Genomic DNA, 20,390 nt, shown 5'->3' with positions numbered 1-20,390 from the left:
GGACTGTCATATCCACCGATCGACGGAGTTGATCGCATGAGCTGGCACTCGCAGGTTCCGCGGTCCGCCGTCGACTCTTCCGGGCAAACCTGGAAGATCCACCGGGTGTGGCCGGACAGAACGGTCGGGGACTACATCCTGGAGGTCGTTGCGCCGGGGCAGGCCGGCGTCCGGGGAGGCGTGCTCTGCGGCGGAGCGTTCGAGCTGTTGCCCATGGACGATCCGGGGCTGCCGTCCCTGCGGGCCGAGGCCCGGCGCGGGGAACTGGTGTCCTACCGGCCGCACCTGCGTGCCGTCGTCCGGACCGATGCTGGCTACATCAAGATCTTCCCGCCCGGCGGTGCAATCGTCCCCGCGCAACGCTGCGCGGAGACCGAGCTCCTCCTCGCCCCCGGGACCTTCACCGCACCCCGAGTGCTGCGGAACTCTCCGGACGTCATCGCCTTCAGCGCCGTTCCCGGCCAACCCCTGGGGGATTTGGCCGACGACACCGCCGGTCTCAGTGATGAAGAGTTCGACCGGCTGTGGGAGAGGTGGCAGGACGCCTGGACCACCCAGGTGACTAGCTCCGCCGGGCACGCAGCCCTGGCCGCGCTGCCCGCCCATTCCCCGGAGGCGGAGGTCGCGGATCTGCGGCGCTGGGTGAACCGCTGGCTGCGGCACTACAACGACATTCAGGAAGCCGCATCCCAACGCGCCACCCTAACCGCACGGGCCGAGGACGTGATCCGGAATCTGCTGCGGACTGCGCCGGACCCGTTGGTCTGGGCGCATGGCGACCTCCACGACAAGCAAATCCTCGCCGACGGCGCCTCGCCGCTGGGCCTGCTGGATTTCGACGATACCGCCCAGGCCGAGGCCGCACTGGATCTGGCCAACCTGGACGTTCATTTGGAACTGAGTGCCCGCATACCCTGCATTTCGCCGGACCGGTACATGGCGGCCCACACGCGGATCGTAGCTGCCGCGGAAGATCTGCACGTCAGCCCGGACCGGTTCCATGCTTATTCCGACGGCGTCTGGCTGCGGCTGGCCTGTTCCCCGTTTCCCAATCGCTCGGCCAGGGCCCTGGCTGTGCTCGGCGAACGTGCCGCGCACATTCCGCTCACGTCCGGCTATGAGTCCGCTCCTGTCCAGCTTCGCAAGCGAGGTTAGGCAAACCGGGTCCTTGCCAAGTCGTGTCGACCGCGGAGGCCCTTGGGGCCACCCGCGGCCGGTTCAACGCCTACGTCAGCGGCCGAAGAGCTTGGCGAAGAAGCCGGTCTTAGGCTCGTTCTCGTGGCCCTTGCAGCGGTCCGCGCTCTTGACGCCGCGCATAACCTGGTCAACGTGCTGGCCGCAGCCGGCCCACGTGGTCTTACCGCACTTTTTGCATGCAACCTGTCGGCACATCTGGTGTCTCCTCAGTGGTAGGTCTAGTGCTTCCACTATACCCCGGGGGGTATTCTACGCAAATTCGCGGAACACCCTAGCCGGGCAGCACGTTGGTTCCCTACAGTGGGACCCGCTGCGGGACGCACGGATTGACTTCAGACCGTACCGAGAGGATCGCTTCATGGCATACATCAAGGTTGGAACCGAAAACAGCACCGACGTCGAGCTCTACTACGAGGACCACGGGACCGGGCAGGCGGTGGTCCTGATCCACGGCTACCCGCTGGACGGCTCCTCCTGGGAAAAGCAGACCGCCGCGCTCCTGGCCGCCGGCTACCGGGTGATCACCTACGACCGGCGCGGCTTCGGCAAGTCCAGCAAGCCCACCGAGGGTTACGACTACGACACCTTCGCCGCCGACCTCAACACCCTGATGACCACGCTGGACCTGAACGACGCCGTGCTGGTGGGCTTCTCGATGGGCACCGGCGAGGTGGGCCGCTACCTCGGCAGCTACGGCTCCGCCCGGGTGGCCAAGGCCGTGTTCCTCGGGTCGCTGGAGCCCTACGTGCTCCAGACCGAGGACAACCCCGACGGCGTCCCGCAGTCCGTGTTCGACGGCCTGCTCGAAGCGGTCACGGCCGACCGCTACGCCTTCTTCACCGACTTCTTCAAGAACTTCTACAACAGCGATACGTTCCTGGGCACACCCCGGCTCAGCGAGGAAGTCCTGCGGGCGGGCTGGAACCTCGCCACCGCAGGCGGCCCGACGGCGTCCGTGGCCGCGCAGCCCACCTGGCTCACCGACTTCCGCGGGGACATCCCCAAGATCGACGTCCCGGCCCTGATTGTGCACGGCACCGCGGACCAGATCCTGCCGATCGATGTCACCGGCCGGCGCTTCGCCAAGGCCCTCCCGACTGCGGACTATGTGGAGATCGACGGCGCCCCGCACGGGATGCTCTGGACCCACGCCGCCGAGGTCAACGAGGCGCTGCTGGGGTTCCTGGCGAAGTAGGCCGTTAGCCGCACTTTCCACGCCAGGCAGAGCCGCGCGCGGCCTTCCGGGGGGCACTTTGACACGAAACGCCGGGCCGACGCCGGCGGGCGGCAAAGTGCCCCCGGACCGCAGCCCAAAGCAGCCCGGACGGCCCCCGCCCCTAGTTGGCGGCGTCTAGAACCCGGCCCCTAGAACAAGGTGTCCGCCACGGCCTGCGTCAGTTGATGGATGACTTCCGTCCGTTCGGAGACGCTGTCCAAGTCATCGCCCTTGGTATAGGCGACAAGGGCGTAGGCGCGGCCGTCCTCGGCGAGGATGGCGGCGTCGTGCAATTCCCCGCCGAGCAGCCCGTACTTGTGGAAGACGGCGACGCCGACCGGTACGGCGGCCGGGATGAGCGTTTCATAGTTGGTGTTCTGCATGAAGGCCAGCAACTGGGCGGTGTCCGCGGGTGTCAGCAGCGTTCCGGTGTAGAGGCCGGCCAGGATGCGGGCCATGTCAGCGGGCGTGAGCGTGTTGCTTTCGGGGCTGTAGTCCACGCCGATCGAGGCCGCGTAGTCCGTCAGCTCCGCGTGGCCCACGGAGTCCATGATCAGCGACCAGGAGTCATTGTCGCTCTGCTGGATCATGGCCTGCAGCTGGAATTCCGCGGTGTAGTCACCCAGGGGGTCATCGAGCGATGCGGCCCCGGTTTCCACAAGATGGTAAAACGCCTCCGCCGCCAGGACCTTGGCGGTGCTGGCCGCGACGAATGCTGACTCCACCCCGTACTGGCGGACCTCGCCGGAGGCGGCCGCGCCGTCAGATACATCAAGCAGGGCCACCCCGATCTGATACTCCGGATTGGCGGCGACGATGTCGTTGATCCTGGCATCCAAAGCCGGGCCCAAGCCCCCCACGGCGGCCGGGGCGGCGGCCGGGGCGGCCGTCGCGCCCGGTGCCGGCGCCGAAGTGGCCGGGGCGGCACCTGTGACGCTGCCTGTCCGGACGGACGCCGTGGAGCCGGCCTGGGCAGCCGGGTGGACGACCGCACCCAGCGCCGCAGCCAGCAGGGTGGCGCACACTGCCATCAGCACGGCCCGACGACGGCGGAACGCCCGCAAGCGACGTCGGGAGCTCCCACTGCCGGTGGGACGGTAACCGGACTGCCGGGTCGTGCGCTCTTCCATAGTTCGCTAAGTTAGCCACACCGGCTATGGAAAAGCTATGAACCAGCTGTCACCAGGCCAGCACGATCAAAAGCTAGGCGTGGCCGTCCCAGCCGCCGGCCGCGATCAGTTCCTCCAGCCCCCGCTTGAATCCGGACCGGCCGCCGTGGGCGGGATGCCTGATTTTCGGTGCCTCGACGCCGTTCCGGTGCAGGCTGCGGTGTGCAACATTTCCCACGGCCACCACGGTCTCGATCGCGAAAATCCCGGCCAGCTCCTGCCAAAACCTGCTCCCCAGCGCAGCTTCGACGGCCGTCGGGGTTCGGTTGGAAAGCGGCATGCCCGGCACATGGGTATGCCAGGGGCACGCGCTCCAGAGCAGCGGCAGGAAATCCAGCTCCGCCAGCACTTCCCACATCACCGTCGCCGTCGGCTCCGCCGCAACACCGCGCGCTTCCGGCGGCAGCACGTATCCCTTTCCGGGCCCGAACAGGCCGAACCCGTTGGCCGGTCCCTCGAGGATGGTGCGGCTGGTAAACGGAACGCCCGTGATCCTCATGCCCCGGAAGCCCGGGGCTTCCCCCACCAGCAGCACCTTCGGGGCGCGCTCCCGCATTTCCCGCAGGTAGCTCGCCAGGTTCCGCCGGCGGAGCGCGTTCGCGGGCACGGTGTCATCGAAGAAGTTGGCGCAGCCGGGCCCGGTTTTTACCGACGCCAGCCGGTCCACAAACCCATCGATCTCGGACGCCCGGCCAGGTCGGCCCGGGATGCTGTGTTCCACCCTCCGACTATAGGCCGCCGGCCGTGTTACAGGCTCTGTCACAGTTGGGGCAGCTTGACCGCAGGCCGCACCCGCAGCAGGACTTGCTAGCCTGAGGCTGTGAACTACCAGTCCCTGTGGATCGGAATGCTCGTTGGCGCCGCCCTTGGCTTTTCCATTGGCGTGGCCACCGTTGACAAGCCGTTTACCGGGCTGCTGATCGGCCTTGGCATCGGGGCACTGGTGGGCCTGGCCGCCCGGAAGGACCCCCGGAAGCGCCGCTAGCCCTTCCCGGACCCGCCGGGACCAGAACGACTCCAGAAAGAGCGCACCGTGATGTTTTCCGTGAACTGCTCCATCCTGTTGACCGAACTGCCGCTGCTCGAGCGTCCCGCCGCGGCGAAGGCTGCGGGGTTCGACGCCGTCGAATTCTGGTGGCCGTTCGCAAGCTCCGTCCCCGGGGACGCGGAGCTCGGCCGCTTCGAGCGGGCGATCACGGACGCCGGCGTACGGCTTACCGGCCTGAACTTCGACGCCGGCGACATGCCTGCCGGCGACCGCGGCCTGGTGTCCTGGATCGGCCGCGCCGCCGAATTCCGGGACAACATCGACGTCGTGGCCGGCATCGGCGCGCGGCTCGGCTGCACGTCGTTCAACGCCCTGTACGGCAACCGGCAGGACGGGCACACCCCGGAGGCGCAGGACGAACTGGCGGTCCAGAACCTCGCGGCCGCCGCCGGCGCCGTGGCCCGGATTGGCGGAACCGTGCTGCTCGAACCGCTCAGCGGCGCGCCCCGCTACCCGCTCCTCACCGCCAACGACGCCCTCAGCGTCATCGCCCGGGTGACTCAGGAAAGCGGTGCGGCGAACATCAAGGTGCTCGCAGACTTCTACCACCTGGCGGTCAACGGCGACGACGTCGACTCTGTCATCGAAAAGCATGCCCCGGACTTCGGCCACGTCCAGATCGCCGATGCCCCCGGCCGCGGGGCGCCCGGCACCGGGGACCTGCCGCTGGAGCGCTGGATCACCCGCAGCCGCGAGCTCGGTTATGAGGGGTACGTTGGCCTCGAGTACAAGGCCCCGGCGGCAACAGCCTTCGACTGGTCCCTCCGCCAGCGCACCCCCCGCTGATCCAGCGCTGAGTCGGCGTCGTCGAACCCGGTTCTGAGCCGCCGGAATACCGGTTCCGCCTCTAGTGTTGTGCACTACAGACCAATTTCCCACCGCCCTCCCAGCGAAGGACTCCCATGAGCCAGAACGTCACCGTCAAGCTGCAGCCCGGAACCCCGGCCCCCGACTTCACCCTGCCCGACGCCGAGGGCAAGCCGGTGTCCCTGGCCGACTTCCGCGGGAAGAACGTCATTGTGTACTTCTACCCGCAGGCCGCCACGCCGGGCTGCACCACCGAGGCCTGCGATTTCCGCGACAGCCTCTCCTCCCTGCAGGGCTCGGGCTATGAGGTGCTGGGCATTTCCCCGGACGCCCCCGAGGCCCTGGCCCACTTCACCGGCGACTTCGCGCTGACCTTCCCGCTGCTCGCCGACGAGGACCACGCCGTGGCCCTGGCGTACGGCGCCTGGGGCGAAAAGCTGGTCCGCGGCGAGATCACCGAGGGCATTGTCCGCTCCACCGTGGTCCTCGATCCCGAGGGCAAGGTCAAGCTGGCGCAGTACCAGGTCAAGGCCGAGGGCCACGTCGCCGCCCTGAAGGACGAGCTCGGCGTCTAAGGGGCCGCCCGCGCCGGTTACGGGAATCCGCTGCGGATCCGGACGGCTGCGCCCCGGGCCCGGGGTGCGCTTGTCCGAAAGCGCAGCGCAAAACCGCCACCGCCGCGAAAGTTGTCCACATCCGGCGTCGGCCCCGTTGCCGGTGCACCTCCGGCGGAACCAGCATCGGGGCATGGACCTCCCCCGCCTCATCCTCAGCAGCGACTCGGCACGGCTCGGCCGGGACTCCCGTGAACTGGCCCGCCGGGCGGCCTCCGGCGAACTGCGCCGCATCCGGCAGGGCGTCTACGTTCCCGCCGCGGCGTGGGATGCGCTGGCCGGCTGGGGCCGCTACCCGCTCCTGATCCAGGCGGCGGCGTCGACGCTGCAAAGCCGCACGGTGTTCTGCCGACAGTCCTCCGCTGCACTGTGGGACGTGCCCCTGCTGGGCCCGGCAACGCTGGTGCACGCCTGCACGTCCGACGACGGCGGCGGGCGTTCGCGGGCGGGCGTCCGGCGTCACTTCGCCGACCCGGCCTCGCTGCAGGTCGAGGAGCGCCGGGGGCTGCTGGTCACGACCCGGATCCGGACGGTACTGGACCTGGCTGCCTTCGAGTCCTTCGAACAGGCCACGGCCGCGCTCGACCATGTGCTGAAGCCCCAGCCCGGGCTGCCAGCCTTGAGCAAGGAGGAGCTCGACGCCGGCATCGGCGCCAGCTACACCGCGGCCGCGGCGCGCAGAATCCGGGCTGCGATCGCCTTCGCAGACCCGGCGTCGGGATCTCCCGGCGAATCGGCGGGCAGGGCACTGATGCACCGGCTGGGCTTCAAGCCCCCGGAACTGCAGGCCGAGATCCGCGATGCCCGCGGTCTGGCTGGTTACTCCGACTTTGAGTGGCCTGAAGAGCGCCTCTGCGGGGAATTCGACGGCCTGGTCAAGTACCGCAAGGCGGAATACCTCCAGGGCCGGACGCCCTCGGAGGCGGTCATCGACGAGAAGCGCCGCGAGGACCGGATCCGGTCCGCCGGGCGGCGGGTGATCCGCTGGACCTGGGCGGAGATCGCCGGGCCGGCCAGGTTCGCGGCCTTCCTCACGGCCGAGGGGGTCCCGCGGCGGATCCGCCCGGCCTGCCGGACTTAATTCCGCGCCGGATCCAGGAATCCGCTGCGGCATCGGACAGCCGCGGCCCGGACCCGGGGCGCATCCGTCCGAAACCGGCGCGGAAACCGAGCCGCCCGCGGAAATCGGCCCGCTCGCGGAAACCCCTAGGGCCGGATGCCGGTCACGATCGTCGCGGTCGACCGTAGCCGAAGTGATCCCCCGTGCTCGTAGCGGCCCAGCATCTGAAATACGTCCGACCGGATCAGCGAGCGCACCTCTTCATCCGCCTGCGCCAGGCCCGTCGCCACGGTGGTCGCGATGTCGGTCATGAACTCCCAGTAGCTCTCCGGCGAATCGTGGACCAGGTCGGTGCTGACCGTCCGCTCCGCCACAGCGAGCAGACCGGCGTCCCGAAACAGCCGGGTCATCAGGCCGGGCGCGGAACAGCGGAACAGGCCCGGAATGTCCGCGGGCGGGCGCGGCAGTTCCGTGTGCTGCGCAAGCGTGCCCAGGACGAGGCTGGCCCACGGGTTGGCGGCGGCCCTGCCCCAGACCGCGGCGCTGATCCGTGCGCCGGGTTTGGCCGTCCGCACCATCTCCCGCAGCGCGGCCCGCACCTCGGGAAAGAACATAAAACCGAACCGGCACAGCACGACGTCGAACGTACCGTCCTCGAACGGCAGCTCCGCGGCCTCGCAGACCCTGAAGCTCACGTTGGGCAGGGCACGGGCCGCAGCCTTCTCCTCGGCCACATGCAGCATGCCGGCCGAGATGTCCGTCAGCGCCACCTCGCCGTCCGGAACCAGCGCGGCGGCCGTGAGCCCGGGCTCACCGGAACCGGCCGCGACGTCGAGCACCCGGGAGCCCGGGTCCAGCCTGGCGTCCAGGATCACGGCGTCGCCGAAGGGGCCGTGCCAGTCCAGCAGTTCCGCGTCCCATTTCTTCCAGCCCGCCGCGAACTGGTCCCAGATAATGCGCTGCCGGTCACGGATCTTGTCCGCTGCAACTGCCATGGTGCGTCCTTAAAAAGTCCGGACCGCACCCTCCCCCACCACATAGTGTGCCCCGCCGCCCACGTTCCCGCTAGGGTTCCGGATTTCCGCCACGGGATCGGACGGCTGCACCGCGGATCCGCGTGGCGGCTGCCCGGAATCGGGGCGAAAACGCCGGCGGAGAAGCGGCGCCCGCGGGGCAGTAGGCTTAATGCCATGGCTCCTGAAGACACCCCCGCTGCGCCCGAACGCCGCTCCGTCACCGTCCGCCGCGCCCCGAGGTACGTGCCGTTCCTGATCCTGGGCGGGCTGCTGGGCGTTGCGGTGGCCGCCGTCATCGCCTACGCCCTGCCCGGCGACGAGGGCTACGACGCCAACTCCGTCTTCGGCTTCTTCCTGACCTTCTGCGCTGCGGGCGGCGCGATCCTGGGCGCCGCCGTCGCCCTTGTGCTGGACCGGCTGAGCGTCCGCCGCACCGAGCACGCCGTCGTCGAGTCCGTTCCGGATTCGGTGCCGGACACCGACGACGAGAGCCGCGCCTGAGCGGTCGCCCATCGGCCCGGCAGGTCACAAACCGGCGGCCGGAAAAGTCCTAGCGCACAACGTGAGATAATCGACCAGTGGCACGCGGCGATGGAAAACTTTCTCATGATCTTCTCTCTGGCGAAAAGGGCCCCGCAGGACGCTTGTGGCGTCTTCGGGGTCTGGGCTCCCGGCGAAGAGGTAGCAAAACTCACCTATTACGGGCTGTACGCGCTGCAGCACCGTGGCCAGGAGTCGGCTGGTATAGCCACCAGCGACGGCAAGCGGATCAACGTCTACAAGGACATGGGCCTCGTGTCCCAGGTCTTCGACGAGACCACGCTGAACACCCTGACCGGGCACCTGGCCGTCGGCCACTGCCGGTACTCCACCACCGGCGCGAGCCACTGGGCCAACGCCCAGCCCACCCTCGGCGCCACCGCCACCGGCACCGTCGCCCTGGCGCACAACGGCAACCTCACCAACACCGCCGAGCTCAAGGCCATGATCATGGACCGCAACGGCGGCCAGCTGACCGGTGAGATGAAGCAGGGCAACACCTCGGACACCGCCCTGGTCACCGCCCTGCTGGAGGGCGAGGAGGGCAAGTCCCTCGAACAGACCTCCCTGGAGCTGCTGCCCAAGATCAAGGGCGGTTTCTGCTTCGTCTATATGGACGAAGGCACCCTCTACGCCGCCCGCGACACCTACGGCATCCGCCCGCTGGTCCTGGGCCGGCTGGAACGCGGCTGGGTAGTCGCCTCCGAACAGTCCGCCCTCGCCACGGTCGGCGCGAGCTTCATCCGCGAGATCGAACCCGGCGAGTTCATCGCCATCGACGAACAGGGCGTCCGCTCCCAGCGTTTCGCCGAGCCGACGCCGGCCGGCTGCGTTTTCGAGTACGTCTACCTCGCCCGCCCGGACGCCGCGATCGCCGGCCGCTCGGTGTACGAATCCCGCGTGGAGATGGGCCGCCAGCTGGCCCGCGAGAACACCCAGGAAGCGGACATCGTCATCCCGGTGCCGGAATCCGGAACCCCCGCCGCCGTGGGCTACGCCGAGGAATCCGGCATCCCATTCGCGCACGGCTTCGTCAAAAACGCCTATGTGGGCCGCACCTTCATCCAGCCGTCCCAGACGCTGCGCCAGCTCGGCATCCGGCTCAAGCTCAACGCCCTGGAATCCGTGATCCGCGGCAAGCGCGTGGTGGTGGTGGACGACTCGATCGTCCGCGGCAACACCCAGCGCGCCATCGTCCGGATGCTCCGCGAGGCCGGCGCCGCCGCCGTGCACATCAAGATCTCCTCCCCGCCGGTCAAGTGGCCCTGCTTCTACGGCATCGACTTCGCTTCCCGCGCCGAACTGATCGCCAACGGCGCCACGATCGACGAGATCTCCCAGGCCATCGGCGCGGACTCCCTCGCGTACATTTCCGAGGACGGCATGATCGGCGCCACCCGGCAGCCGCGCGAACGCCTGTGCACGGCCTGCTTCACCGGGCAGTACCCGATCGAGCTGCCCGGCGCGGACAAGCTGGGCAAGAACCTGCTGGAACGCACCGACCCGGGCGGCCTTCCTGCCAAGTCCGATGCCGCCGCAAACGCCGCGTCCGACGCCGCCATCCCGGCCGACGAGGATCCCGCCGAAAAGGCCGGAGCCACCGGCTGCGATCCGGGACCCGACGCCGAATTCGAAGAGCTGCTCACCGACGCCGACCGCGTACCCGCCGACAAGCTTGATGCCGACAAGAAAGAGCCAGTATGACTTCCGCCTCCCCGGCCGCTGACATGAACGACGCCCAGAACACCGGCATCACCTACGCCTCCGCCGGCGTCGACGTCGAAGCGGGCGACCGCGCCGTCGAACTCATGAAGGACGCCGTTAAGGCGACCCACAACTCCTCGGTGATCGGCGGCGTCGGCGGGTTCGCCGGGCTGTACGACGTCTCGAAGCTGTTGACCTACAAGCGGCCGCTGCTGGCCACGTCCACCGACGGCGTGGGCACCAAGGTGGCCATCGCGCAGGCCATGGACATCCACGACACCATCGGCTTCGACCTCGTGGGCATGGTGGTGGACGACATCGTGGTGGTGGGCGCCGAGCCGCTGTACATGACCGACTACATCGCCTGCGGCAAGGTGGTCCCGGAGCGGATCGCCGACATCGTGCGCGGCATCGCGGCCGCCTGCTCGGTCGCCGGTACCGCCCTGGTGGGCGGCGAGACCGCCGAGCACCCAGGCCTGCTCGGTGAGCACGAGTACGACGTCGCCGGCGCCGCCACCGGCGTGGTCGAGGCCGACTCCCTGCTGGGCCCGGAGCGCGTCCGCGCCGGCGACGTCGTAATCGGCATGGCCTCCTCCGGCCTGCACTCCAACGGCTACTCGCTGGTCCGCCGCGTGGTCAACCACGCCGGCTGGGCCCTGGACCGGCACGTCTCCGAATTCGAGCGGACCCTGGGCGAGGAGCTCCTGGAGCCCACCCGCGTGTACGCCGCCGACTGCCTGGACCTGGCCCGCACCTTCCCGGTCAACGGCTCCGCCGCCGGCCAGGCCGTGCACGGCTTCAGCCACGTCACCGGCGGCGGCCTCGCCGCCAACCTGGCCCGCGTGCTGCCGCAGGGCCTGCTGGCCACCGTGGACCGCGCCACATGGGAACTGCCGGCTATCTTCAAGCTGGTCTCCGAGCTGGGCAACGTCCCGCTGGCCGACCTCGAGCGCACCCTCAACGTGGGTGTGGGCATGGTCGCGATCGTCTCCCCGGAAGCCGCCGACGCCGCGGTGAGCCACCTGAACGCCCGCGGCCTGCCCTCCTGGATCATGGGCACGGTCGGGGAAAACTCCGACTCGGTTCTCAAGTCCGGCCCGGATTACGTCCAGGGCGCCAAGGGCGTCGACGGCGGCGCCGTCCGGATGGTCAACGCCTACGCCTAATCCCCACCGGCTCCCAGCCTTCGCAAGCTCAGGCCGGGGCCCTCGCCGGCGTGGGCCCACCCCTTAGACCTCCCGGACGCTGAAGACGCCGCCCTGCGGATCCGCCAGGGTGGCGATGGTGCCGGCCTCGTCACCGGACTCCGGCTCGACCAGCACCACGCCGCCCGCCGCCCGGGCCGCCGCCACGGCATCGGCCACGCTTGCGACGCCGAAATACACCTGCCAGCCCGGCTCCAGGTTCCGTTCGGCCGCCGGAACCGTGGCGATCCCGGCCACCTCGGCGCCGGCCACCATCAAAGTTGTGTAGGTTCCGCCGTCGTCCTGCGGGTATTCGGTCACCTCATGGCCCAGCAGCTGCTGGAAAAACCCGACGGCAGCCTGCGGCTCGGGCGTGAGCAGTTCCACCCATGCCAGGGCTCCCGGCTCCTCGGTGCGGGCCGTGCCAAAGTGGCTGCCGGCCTGCCACGCCCCGGTGGTCCCTCCGCCGGGCGGGGTGAAGAAGACCATCACGCCGGTGCCCTCCACGTCCTCGGGGCCAAACTCCAGGGTCCCGCCGGCGTGGGGCAGATCAGCGGCGAGCCCGGCGGCGTCGTCGACGGCGAAGTAGACGTTCCACTGCCCCGGCGCTGCGGCCTGCTGCTGGCGGGGGTTCTGCGGCGCGATCACCGTCACCAGCTCCTCGCCCAGGAACGCCCTGGCGTAGCTGCGGCCGTCAGGAGTGGGCAGGTCCTCGTACCTCCAGCCGAAGAGGGCGGCGTAGAAGTCCTTGGCCGCCGCCACATCCGACGTCTGGAGGTCGGTCCAGCAGACCTCCCCTTCGGTGAAACCCGATCGAATGGCCATGAACAGTCCCTCCGGAAGCACGCCGGACGCTCCGGCACACCCAAGGTAGCCCGCGGCGCAGGACCCAGCAAGCAATCGCGGGAAGGGCCGGACGCAAGAAACCCGCCGGGCACGCCCCGGGCGGGGTGTGGCCGGCGGGCCGAAAAACATGGCCGGGTCCCCTGCCTGCGGGGGATCCCGGAATAAAGTGGCGACTAACCTATCCGACGGGAATCTACCTCGTCGTCGTCCTCTTCCACATCGTCCGCGTACTTATCGACATAAGCCGAATAGTCCGGCTCAACGGGCTCACTCGAGAATCGACTCGGTGCACGACCCTCGGAGCTCTTCAGCTCACGCTGAAGCGCAGAGTAGTCAGTGTTCGGGGAATAGTACTTAATATCCCGAGCCTGCTTGGTAGCTTTTGCCTTTTGACGGCCGCGCCCCATGGCGTGACCCCCTTTTGTACTCGGACCGGAGGTGGTCACCATTTGGCGATCGGTGAGGCCCCGGAATGTTTGGTCAATTTGTCGTACACCTAGATTACATGCTTTCGGCCGGTACTGCTCGCCGCCCCGGCCGCTGTGGACGGCGTCACGGTGCAAGCTGCGCGTCCCGCCGCGCCCGCCGGGCCCAGGTCCGGACCCTGGCCTGCATGCGGGCCCGCGCGCTTCTTCGATAGAGTCTCTTGATGGGCTCCCGGCAACGGGGCCCCGAGCCGGACATCCAGCCCCGGCGCAACGCATGGAAGAGGTGATTTCCCGAGTGACCGAGAGGCCTGAGAGCAGCGAGAACGCCAGGCTCGGCGATGCAGGAATGCCTGACGTTCCGCACCCCGACGACGCCGGGCACCGCCCGGCAACGACCCCGCCGGCGCGGCTTCCCTCTTCCGTCCATATCCCGCCGCGGCCTTCCGCACCGCCGACGTCGGCCCTGCCGCAGGTCCGCCCGAGGCCGCAGGTCCGCCCGAACCGCAAACCGGCCTCCGGCGCCGCCCAGTTCGGCAAGCTCCTTTCGGCCCGGACGGCGCAGCTGCGGGCCTCGAAGCCGGGAGCCGGGGCCCAAGAGCTGGGCCGCACCCTGTGGGCCCACGCCCAGCGGCTGGGCTTGGCCAAGGTGGGCGCCACCCTCGCCGCCGTTGTGGTGCTCGGCCTGGTGATCTGGTGGCTGACCGCCCTCGGCGCCGCCAAGCAGCAGCCTGCGGCCGGCACCTCCCCCGCACCGGCAGGGTCCGCGTCGTCGGCTTCTCCCGCGCCCCGCGGCGCGCTGCCGCTGGAAGGCGTCAACCCGATGGACTTCCGCCTCGGCGACTGCTTCAAGGACTTCGACCCGAATGCCGCGGCGTCCACGGTGGTCGCCTGCGACACGGGACATTCTGCGCAGCTGGTGGCGATCGAGTCGTACGCAGCCTCGGACGCCTACCCGGGCCGCGACCCGCTGAAGCAAAAGGCGCTCGACGCCTGCAAGTCAGCCCTGCTGACCGACAAGTCCAGCGACTACCTGCTCAGCTACAAGCTGGCCTATCCGAGTTCCTCCAGCTGGGGCACCGGGGACCGGCGGGTGGACTGCTACGTCGCCGTGGACGCCGGCAACGTCATCAAGGAATCCCTACTGCCGTAGTTATTCTGGTGCGCTCCGCCGGAATTGGTCCTAGAGTGTCGCCATGGCTATCGCACGCTTCCCGGTCGTTGTACTGGACTGCCCTGATCCCAAGTCCCTTGCCGAGTTTTACGGCACGCTGCTCGATTGGAAAATGGAGCAGGACGACGACGGCTGGTGCTCCATCCGCGCCGACTACGGTGATTCGCTGAGCTTCCAGAGGGTCGAGTCCTACACGCCGCCGCAGTGGCCCGGCCAGGACGTCCCGCAGCAGATGCACCTCGACTTCGTCGTTGACGACCTCGATGCCGCCGAGGCCGCGGCGCTTGAGCTGGGCGCGAGGAAGCACGGGCATCAGCCCGGCACAACCTTCCGGGTCTTCCTGGACCCGGCCGGCCATCCGTTCTGCCTCTGCCTCGACTGACGAGCAGCACGCCTAAAAGCAGCCCAGAACAAGGGCCGCCAGCCGCACAACGCGGGTGGCGGCCCTTCGCAGGGGTGCTTACTCCTTGCGGCGCACCGAGAGTCCGCTGCCGGTGGAGGCGCCGCCGTCGGGCCGTGAGGACACGTCCGGGCCGCCCATGGTGAGCTCCATCAGGTCCGGTGCGGTGTCCACCAGCACGGTGTCGCCGTCGGCGATGTCGCCGGCCAGGATGGCCTTGGCCAGCCGGTCGCCGATCTCCCGCTGGACAAGGCGGCGCAGCGGCCGGGCGCCGTAGGCGGGGTCGTAGCCGGTGACGGCCAGCCAGGCGCGGGCACCCTCGGTGACTTCCAGGTTGAGCCGGCGGCCCTTGAGCCGTTCGCCCAGCTCCTTGACCTGCAGTTCCACGATCTCGGCCAGCTCCTCCACGCTCAGCGGGTCGAACAGCACCACTTCGTCGAGCCGGTTCAGGAACTCGGGCTTGAACGAGGCGTGCACCGTGGCCATCACGGCCTCCCGCTTGGCGGCGGCGTCGAGATTCGGGTCCACGAGGAACTGGCTGCCCAGGTTGGAGGTCAGGACCAGGATCACGTTGCGGAAGTCCACGGTGCGGCCCTGGCCGTCGGTGAGCCGGCCGTCGTCGAGCACCTGCAGCAGGATGTCGAAGACCTCCGGGTGCGCCTTCTCCACCTCGTCGAGCAGCAGCACGGAGTACGGACGACGTCGGACGGCCTCGGTCAGCTGGCCGCCTTCCTCGTAGCCCACGTAGCCCGGAGGCGCGCCGACCAGGCGGGCCACGGAGTGCTTCTCCGAGTACTCGGACATGTCGATCCGGACCATCGCGCGTTCGTCGTCGAAGAGGAAGTCGGCGAGCGACTTGGCCAGTTCGGTCTTGCCCACGCCGGTGGGCCCAAGGAACAGGAAGGATCCGGTGGGCCGATTGGGGTCGCTGATCCCGGCGCGGGCTCGGCGCACGGCGTCGGATACCGCGGTGACGGCCTTGGACTGGCCGATCAGCCGCTCGCCGAGGACGTGCTCCATCTCGAGGAGCTTCTGGCTCTCGCCCTGCAGCATGCGCCCGGCGGGGATGCCGGTCCAGGCGGAGATGACCTCAGCGATGTCGTCCGCGGTGACCTCGTCGGCCACCATCAGGTCCTGCTTCGCGCCGCCGCCGGCCACCCGGGCTGACTCCGCTTCGGCGGCCGCGTTCAGTTCGCGCTCCAGGGCGGGGATCTCGCCGTACAGCACGCGCGACGCGGTTTCCAGGTCGCCCTCGCGCTGGGCCTTGTCCGCGGCGGACCGCAGCTCGTCCAGCTTGGCCTTGAGGTCGCCGACGTGGTTCAGGCCGGCCTTTTCCGCCTCCCAGCGGGCGTTGAGCCCGGCCAGTTCCTCCTTCTTGTCGGCCATGTCGGCGCGCAGGGCGGCGAGCCGTTCCACCGAGGCGGCGTCGGTCTCGCCCGCCAGCGCGAGCTCCTCCATGGTGAGCCGGTCCACCTGGCGCCGCAGCTGGTCGATTTCCTCCGGGGCGGAGTCGATCTCCATGCGGAGGCGGGAGGCGGCTTCGTCCACGAGGTCGATCGCCTTGTCCGGCAGTTGCCGGCCGGTGATGTAGCGGTTGGACAGCGACGCGGCGGCGACAAGGGCGGAGTCGGCGATGGCCACCTTGTGGTGCGCCTCGTAGCGCTCCTTGAGCCCGCGCAGGATGCCGATGGTGTCGTCGACGCTGGGCTCGCCGACAAAGACCTGCTGGAAGCGGCGTTCCAGGGCCGGGTCCTTCTCGATGTTCTCGCGGTACTCGTCCAGGGTGGTGGCGCCGATCAGCCGGAGCTCGCCGCGGGCCAGCATGGGCTTGAGCATGTTGCCGGCGTCCATGGAGCTGTCCCCGGTGGCGCCGGCGCCCACCACGGTGTGGATTTCGTCGATGAAGGTGACAATCTGGCCCTCGGAGCTCTTGATTTCCTCCAGGACGGCCTTGAGCCGCTCCTCGAATTCGCCGCGGTACTTGGCGCCGGCGACCATGGAGGCGAGGTCCAGGGCGATCAGGGTTTTGCCGCGCAGGCTTTCCGGGACGTCGCCGGCCACGATCCGCTGGGCCAGGCCCTCGACGACGGCGGTCTTGCCGACGCCGGGCTCGCCGATGATCACCGGGTTGTTCTTGGTGCGGCGGCTCAGGACCTGGATGATCCGGCGGATTTCGGCGTCGCGCCCGATCACCGGGTCCAGCTTGCCCGAGCGTGCGATCGCGGTCAGGTCGGTGCCGAACTTCTCGAGCGCCTGGAAGGTGTTTTCGGGGTCCGCATTGTCCACCCTGCGGTCGCCGCGGACGCCGGGCAGGGCCGCGAGGAGCGCTTCGTGGGAGGCGCCGGCGTCGCGCAGGAGCCGGCCGACGTCGTCGTTGCCGGACGCGAGGCCCAGCAGCAGGTGCTCGGTGGAGACGAAGGAGTCGCCGAGGCGCTCGGCCTCGTTTTGGGCGTTCTTGATGGCGTTCATCGCCGCGCGGGAGAGCTGGGCCTGCTGCACCGAACTGCCGGAGGTGGAGGGCAGCGCCTTGATCGCGGAGCTCGCCTGGACGCTGACGGCATCCGGATCGGTACCGGTGGCGCGCAGGAGCGCGACGGCGACCCCCTCGCGCTGGTCCATCAGCGCCTTGAGCAGGTGTGCCGGTTCCAGCTGGGGGTTGCCGGCCGTCGATGCGTTCATGGCGGCTGCCGAAAGAGCCTCCTGGCTCTTGGTGGTGAATTTGGCGTCCAAAGAGAGCTCCTTCCGGGATAAGACTGGCGTCAAAGTTGAGTCTAACCCGCTCAACTTTGAATTCGGCCCCTTTTGCTCCATGTTTGCCCACGGCGAAACTGCTGTCTAGGGCCTGAGTCCTCGCGGGGATGCGGCCCGCACTTACGGACATGCCCATCCTTCGCGCAGAGCGCCGGACATGCCCGACTCCCACGCTTCGCCACGACGGACATGCCCATCCTTTGCGCGGGGCGTTGGACATGCCCGCTGGCAGCCCTTCCCGCTAACGGGCATGCCCATCCTTCGAGCCGAAGAGTGGGCATAACCCGAATATGCCCACTGGGCGAGCCCGAGGATGGGCATGCCCATCGGAGCTATGGCCGGAATTCGGCCACGCGCCGCACTGAGCCGACCGATCCAGGCCGCGCCCGCCGAGCCGCGGCCAACCCGAGCCCGCGCCCGCGCCTGCCGGCGACCCGCCAAAACCCGAGCCGCGGCCAACCCGAGCCCGCGCCCGCGCCTGCCGGCGACCCGCCAAAACCCGAGCCGCGCCCGCGCCTGCCGGCGACCAACCCGAACCCGAACCCAAGCCCGCGTCCGCGGGATGGGCATGTCCATCAGCCCAAGCACCGCAAGCCCGAGCCTCACCACCAAATCACTTAACGTTGCTTAACGCTGCGCGGGTTGCCTACTGTAACTGAGGTCACAGCAGGAAAAGCCAACGCAAAGGAGGGTCAGAATGCAGGAGCAAGCCACCACCGTTGCCGCCGACGGCCCTGTTGCCACAGTTTCCGCGGCGGCCGTGGCCCGCGCGGCGGGAGTCTCCTCCGCGGCCGTGTCCTACGTCCTCAACGGCAAAGGCGGCGTCTCCCCGGAGACCCGGCGCCACATCATCCACGTGGCGAACGAACTGGGCTTCAGGCCCCGTAAGTCCTCCCAGTCCACCGACCTGCAGCGCACCCGCGTGATCGGCCTGATCCTGCCGAACATCATCAACCCGATGTTCCCGCGCTGGGCCCAGGGCATCATATCGGCGGCAGCAGACTCCGGCTACGAGGTCTTCGTCGCCACCACCCAGGACGACCCGGAAATCCTTGCCCAGGTCACCGCCACGCTGGCGAACCGCAATGTGGACGGCGTCATCCTCGCCGCCTCGCTCCGGGACGACGCCCGCGCCCTCCGCACCCTGCGGGCCGCCCGGATCCCCTACGTCTGCCTGTCCCGCCGGGCCGACTTCCTCGACTCCGACTTCGTGGGGATCGACGACGACGCCGCGGCCACGCTGCTGATGCAGCACATGCTCGGCCACGGCTACACCGAGATTGCCACGGTGATCGGCCCCCGCTTCTCCACTGCCTCGCTGGCCCGGGAACAGGCCTTCGTGCGGACGGCGGCCGCCGCCGGCGTCGTAATCAGCGGGGACCGCAAGATCAGCACCCGGGTCAACAACGAGGGCGGCCGGCTGGCTGCGGAACGCCTCTTCGCTTCGGGAACACCGCCGCAGGCAGTGGTCTGCGGCAGCGATGAGCTCGCCATCGGCGTTATGGAGTACGCCCTGGCGCGCGGCCTGCGGATCCCGGAGGACGTGGCCGTGGCCGGCTGCGACGGCCTGCCGCACAGCCGCTCCGGGTTGATCAACCTGACCAGCATTGTCCAGCCGCAGCAGGAAATGGCCCACGAGGCCTTTGCCATGCTGCTCAAACGCATCGAGACCCCGTCCGGCAGCTACACCTCCCGGGTGTGCCGGCACCGCCTCCATATCGGCCGCACCTGCGGCTGTTCCCCCGCCGTTCCCTGACACCCCGCACCACCCGAAACACCACCACCAAACGCACCCACTGCGTCAAGGGCTTCCACCGTGCTGCCCGCTGTCTACCCTGACCATCAATCCTGACCACCAATTCAAGGACGAAGACCCATGTCAGTTGTATCCGCACCAACGAAGATGCGCACACCGCAGGAAATTAACGGCGTGATCCTCCGCCGAGTCATGCCGCTCCTGATCGGCGCCTACATCATGGCGTTCCTGGACCGCACCAATATCGGTATGGCCAAGGACCGCCTGCAGATCGACCTCGGCATTTCCGCCACCGCCTTCGGCATCGGCGCCGGCCTCTTCTTCCTGACCTACGCCCTCTCCGAAATCCCGTCGAACCTGATCCTGCACAAGGTCGGCGCCCGCTTCTGGATCATGCGGATCATGATCACGTGGGGCCTCATTTCCGCGGGCATGGCCTTCGTCCAGGGCGAGTGGTCCTTCTACATCATGCGGATGCTGCTGGGCGTCGCCGAGGCCGGGCTCTTCCCCGGCGTGATGTACTTCCTCACCCAGTGGTTTGTGGTCAAAGACCGCGCCAAGGCCAACGGCATGTTCCTGCTGGGCGTCTCGATCGCCAACATCGTCGGCGCCCCGCTGGGCGGCCTGCTGCTGACCCTGGACGGCCTGGCCGGACTGCACGGCTGGCAGTGGATGTTCCTGGTCGAAGGCCTTCCCGCCTGCGTCCTCGCCTACGTCGTCTGGAAGAAGCTCCCGGACCGGCCCAGCCAGGCCAAGTTCCTCAGCCCCGAGGAAGCCGCCGACCTTGAAGCCCGGATCGCAGCCGAAGAGCAGGCGGGCGCCGAAGCCTCCGGCAACCACCGCCTGCGCGACGCGCTCAAGGACAAGCAGATCCTCCTGGTGGTGGGCGTCTACTTCACCCACCAAATCGCCGTCTACGCCCTGTCCTACTTCCTGCCCTCGATCATCGGCACCTACGGCAAGCTCAACCCGCTCCAGATCGGCCTGCTGACCTCCATCCCGTGGATCTTTTCCGCGGCCGGGGCGCTGCTGGTGCCCCGCTTCGCCACCGACGGAAGGCGCTCCCGGCTCCTGGTCACCGGCACCATGATCGGCATCGTCGCAGGCTTCGCGCTCGGCGCAGTCGGCGGCCCGGTGCTCGGCATGATCGGCTTCTGCCTCGCCGCGTTCAACTTCTTCGCCCTGCAGCCGATCCTCTTCACCTACCCGGCCACCCGCCTCAGCGGAGCCTCCCTGGCCGGCGGCATCGCCCTGGTCAACACCATCGGCCTGCTCGGCGGCTTCCTCGGCCCGTACGTCATGGGCTTTATGCAGGACGCCACCGGCTCCAAACTCGCCGGACTGTGGTTCATCGTAGGCATGTGCATCATCGGCGCGCTGCTGTCCCTGATGCTCAAGCGCGGCACCGAGAAGCCCGACGCCGTCCCCGCCGCCCACTAAGGCCCCACCCAACGCACCACCGTTGCGGCTCCGCCGGCGCCCT

At 69.0% G+C, this 20,390-nt stretch carries 19 protein-coding genes and 1 pseudogene; 13 read left to right on the top strand and 7 right to left on the bottom strand.

Annotated features, from left to right (window positions below):
• Window positions 1-36 precede the first annotated feature (36 nt).
• Window positions 37-1,155, top strand: coding sequence for a phosphotransferase family protein (locus AC6I9V_RS10120; protein ID WP_497899320.1), 1,119 nt, complete (start codon window positions 37-39; stop codon window positions 1,153-1,155).
• 75 nt (window positions 1,156-1,230) lie between these two features.
• Here the strand turns inward: AC6I9V_RS10120 and AC6I9V_RS10115 are convergent, their stop codons facing one another.
• On the bottom strand, window positions 1,231-1,392 hold the full coding sequence (locus tag AC6I9V_RS10115; protein ID WP_186372174.1) for a DUF8730 family Cys-rich protein: 162 nt from the start codon (window positions 1,390-1,392) through the stop codon (window positions 1,231-1,233).
• Window positions 1,393-1,555: 163 nt separating this feature from the next.
• Between AC6I9V_RS10115 and AC6I9V_RS10110 the strand changes: the two genes are divergently transcribed.
• Window positions 1,556-2,392, top strand: coding sequence for an alpha/beta fold hydrolase (locus AC6I9V_RS10110; protein ID WP_497899319.1), 837 nt, complete (start codon window positions 1,556-1,558; stop codon window positions 2,390-2,392).
• A gap of 170 nt (window positions 2,393-2,562) precedes the next feature.
• On the opposite strand, the gene AC6I9V_RS10105 is transcribed toward AC6I9V_RS10110, so the two are convergent.
• Together AC6I9V_RS10105 and AC6I9V_RS10100 are read right to left on the bottom strand one after the other, a co-directional pair.
• A complete protein-coding gene (locus AC6I9V_RS10105) occupies window positions 2,563-3,444 on the bottom strand; it encodes a serine hydrolase (RefSeq protein ID WP_497900298.1) in 882 nt (293 codons plus the stop codon).
• A 172-nt stretch (window positions 3,445-3,616) separates the two neighbouring features.
• A complete protein-coding gene (locus AC6I9V_RS10100) occupies window positions 3,617-4,303 on the bottom strand; it encodes a uracil-DNA glycosylase (protein WP_497899318.1) in 687 nt (228 codons plus the stop codon).
• A gap of 99 nt (window positions 4,304-4,402) precedes the next feature.
• Between AC6I9V_RS10100 and AC6I9V_RS10095 the strand changes: the two genes are divergently transcribed.
• From AC6I9V_RS10095 to AC6I9V_RS10080, 4 genes are all read left to right on the top strand, one after another.
• Window positions 4,403-4,567 (top strand): hypothetical protein, encoded by a 165-nt coding sequence (locus AC6I9V_RS10095; protein WP_349413393.1) that lies wholly within the window; start codon window positions 4,403-4,405, stop codon window positions 4,565-4,567.
• 48 nt (window positions 4,568-4,615) lie between these two features.
• Window positions 4,616-5,416, top strand: a complete 801-nt coding sequence (locus AC6I9V_RS10090) for a hydroxypyruvate isomerase family protein (RefSeq protein ID WP_497899317.1) — start codon at window positions 4,616-4,618, stop codon at window positions 5,414-5,416.
• Window positions 5,417-5,532: 116 nt separating this feature from the next.
• Window positions 5,533-6,012 (top strand): thioredoxin-dependent thiol peroxidase, encoded by a 480-nt coding sequence (bcp, locus tag AC6I9V_RS10085; protein WP_497899316.1) that lies wholly within the window; start codon window positions 5,533-5,535, stop codon window positions 6,010-6,012.
• A 172-nt stretch (window positions 6,013-6,184) separates the two neighbouring features.
• Window positions 6,185-7,132 (top strand): hypothetical protein, encoded by a 948-nt coding sequence (locus AC6I9V_RS10080; protein ID WP_497899315.1) that lies wholly within the window; start codon window positions 6,185-6,187, stop codon window positions 7,130-7,132.
• A 125-nt stretch (window positions 7,133-7,257) separates the two neighbouring features.
• Here the strand turns inward: AC6I9V_RS10080 and AC6I9V_RS10075 are convergent, their stop codons facing one another.
• On the bottom strand, window positions 7,258-8,106 hold the full coding sequence (locus tag AC6I9V_RS10075; RefSeq protein WP_497899314.1) for a class I SAM-dependent methyltransferase: 849 nt from the start codon (window positions 8,104-8,106) through the stop codon (window positions 7,258-7,260).
• 195 nt (window positions 8,107-8,301) lie between these two features.
• Here AC6I9V_RS10075 and AC6I9V_RS10070 point away from each other — a divergent pair, with 195 nt between their 5' ends.
• From AC6I9V_RS10070 to purM, 3 genes and pseudogenes are all read left to right on the top strand, one after another.
• Window positions 8,302-8,628: a hypothetical protein gene (locus AC6I9V_RS10070; protein WP_497899313.1), complete on the top strand. Its 327-nt coding sequence runs from the start codon at window positions 8,302-8,304 to the stop codon at window positions 8,626-8,628.
• 77 nt (window positions 8,629-8,705) lie between these two features.
• Window positions 8,706-10,371, top strand: a pseudogene (gene purF, locus AC6I9V_RS10065) (amidophosphoribosyltransferase).
• Complete coding sequence (gene purM, locus AC6I9V_RS10060; protein ID WP_497899312.1) at window positions 10,368-11,537, top strand: phosphoribosylformylglycinamidine cyclo-ligase; 1,170 nt, start codon at window positions 10,368-10,370, stop codon at window positions 11,535-11,537. The pseudogene purF and the gene purM overlap by 4 nt, the downstream one beginning before the upstream one ends.
• A gap of 63 nt (window positions 11,538-11,600) precedes the next feature.
• Here purM and AC6I9V_RS10055 read toward each other — a convergent pair whose 3' ends face one another.
• Complete coding sequence (locus AC6I9V_RS10055) at window positions 11,601-12,380, bottom strand: VOC family protein (RefSeq protein WP_497899311.1); 780 nt, start codon at window positions 12,378-12,380, stop codon at window positions 11,601-11,603.
• A gap of 194 nt (window positions 12,381-12,574) precedes the next feature.
• Window positions 12,575-12,808: a DUF3073 domain-containing protein gene (locus AC6I9V_RS10050; RefSeq protein WP_082492711.1), complete on the bottom strand. Its 234-nt coding sequence runs from the start codon at window positions 12,806-12,808 to the stop codon at window positions 12,575-12,577.
• Window positions 12,809-13,124: 316 nt separating this feature from the next.
• Here AC6I9V_RS10050 and AC6I9V_RS10045 point away from each other — a divergent pair, with 316 nt between their 5' ends.
• Together AC6I9V_RS10045 and AC6I9V_RS10040 are read left to right on the top strand one after the other, a co-directional pair.
• Complete coding sequence (locus AC6I9V_RS10045; protein WP_497899310.1) at window positions 13,125-13,979, top strand: septum formation family protein; 855 nt, start codon at window positions 13,125-13,127, stop codon at window positions 13,977-13,979.
• A gap of 43 nt (window positions 13,980-14,022) precedes the next feature.
• Window positions 14,023-14,382: a VOC family protein gene (locus AC6I9V_RS10040; protein WP_349413403.1), complete on the top strand. Its 360-nt coding sequence runs from the start codon at window positions 14,023-14,025 to the stop codon at window positions 14,380-14,382.
• Between the two features lie 78 nt (window positions 14,383-14,460).
• On the opposite strand, the gene clpB is transcribed toward AC6I9V_RS10040, so the two are convergent.
• Window positions 14,461-17,130 (bottom strand): ATP-dependent chaperone ClpB, encoded by a 2,670-nt coding sequence (gene clpB / locus AC6I9V_RS10035; RefSeq protein WP_497899309.1) that lies wholly within the window; start codon window positions 17,128-17,130, stop codon window positions 14,461-14,463.
• A gap of 718 nt (window positions 17,131-17,848) precedes the next feature.
• On the opposite strand from clpB, the gene AC6I9V_RS10030 reads away from it, so the two are divergent.
• The gene (locus AC6I9V_RS10030; protein WP_497899308.1) at window positions 17,849-18,907 is read left to right on the top strand and encodes a LacI family DNA-binding transcriptional regulator; all 1,059 of its coding nucleotides are present in this window, start codon (window positions 17,849-17,851) and stop codon (window positions 18,905-18,907) included.
• A gap of 120 nt (window positions 18,908-19,027) precedes the next feature.
• Complete coding sequence (locus AC6I9V_RS10025; protein WP_497899307.1) at window positions 19,028-20,347, top strand: MFS transporter; 1,320 nt, start codon at window positions 19,028-19,030, stop codon at window positions 20,345-20,347.
• Window positions 20,348-20,390 lie beyond the last annotated feature (43 nt).

Source organism: Arthrobacter sp. SlRoot2-15 (genome assembly GCF_059739345.1).
This window is presented reverse-complemented; position numbering and strand designations above follow the sequence as displayed.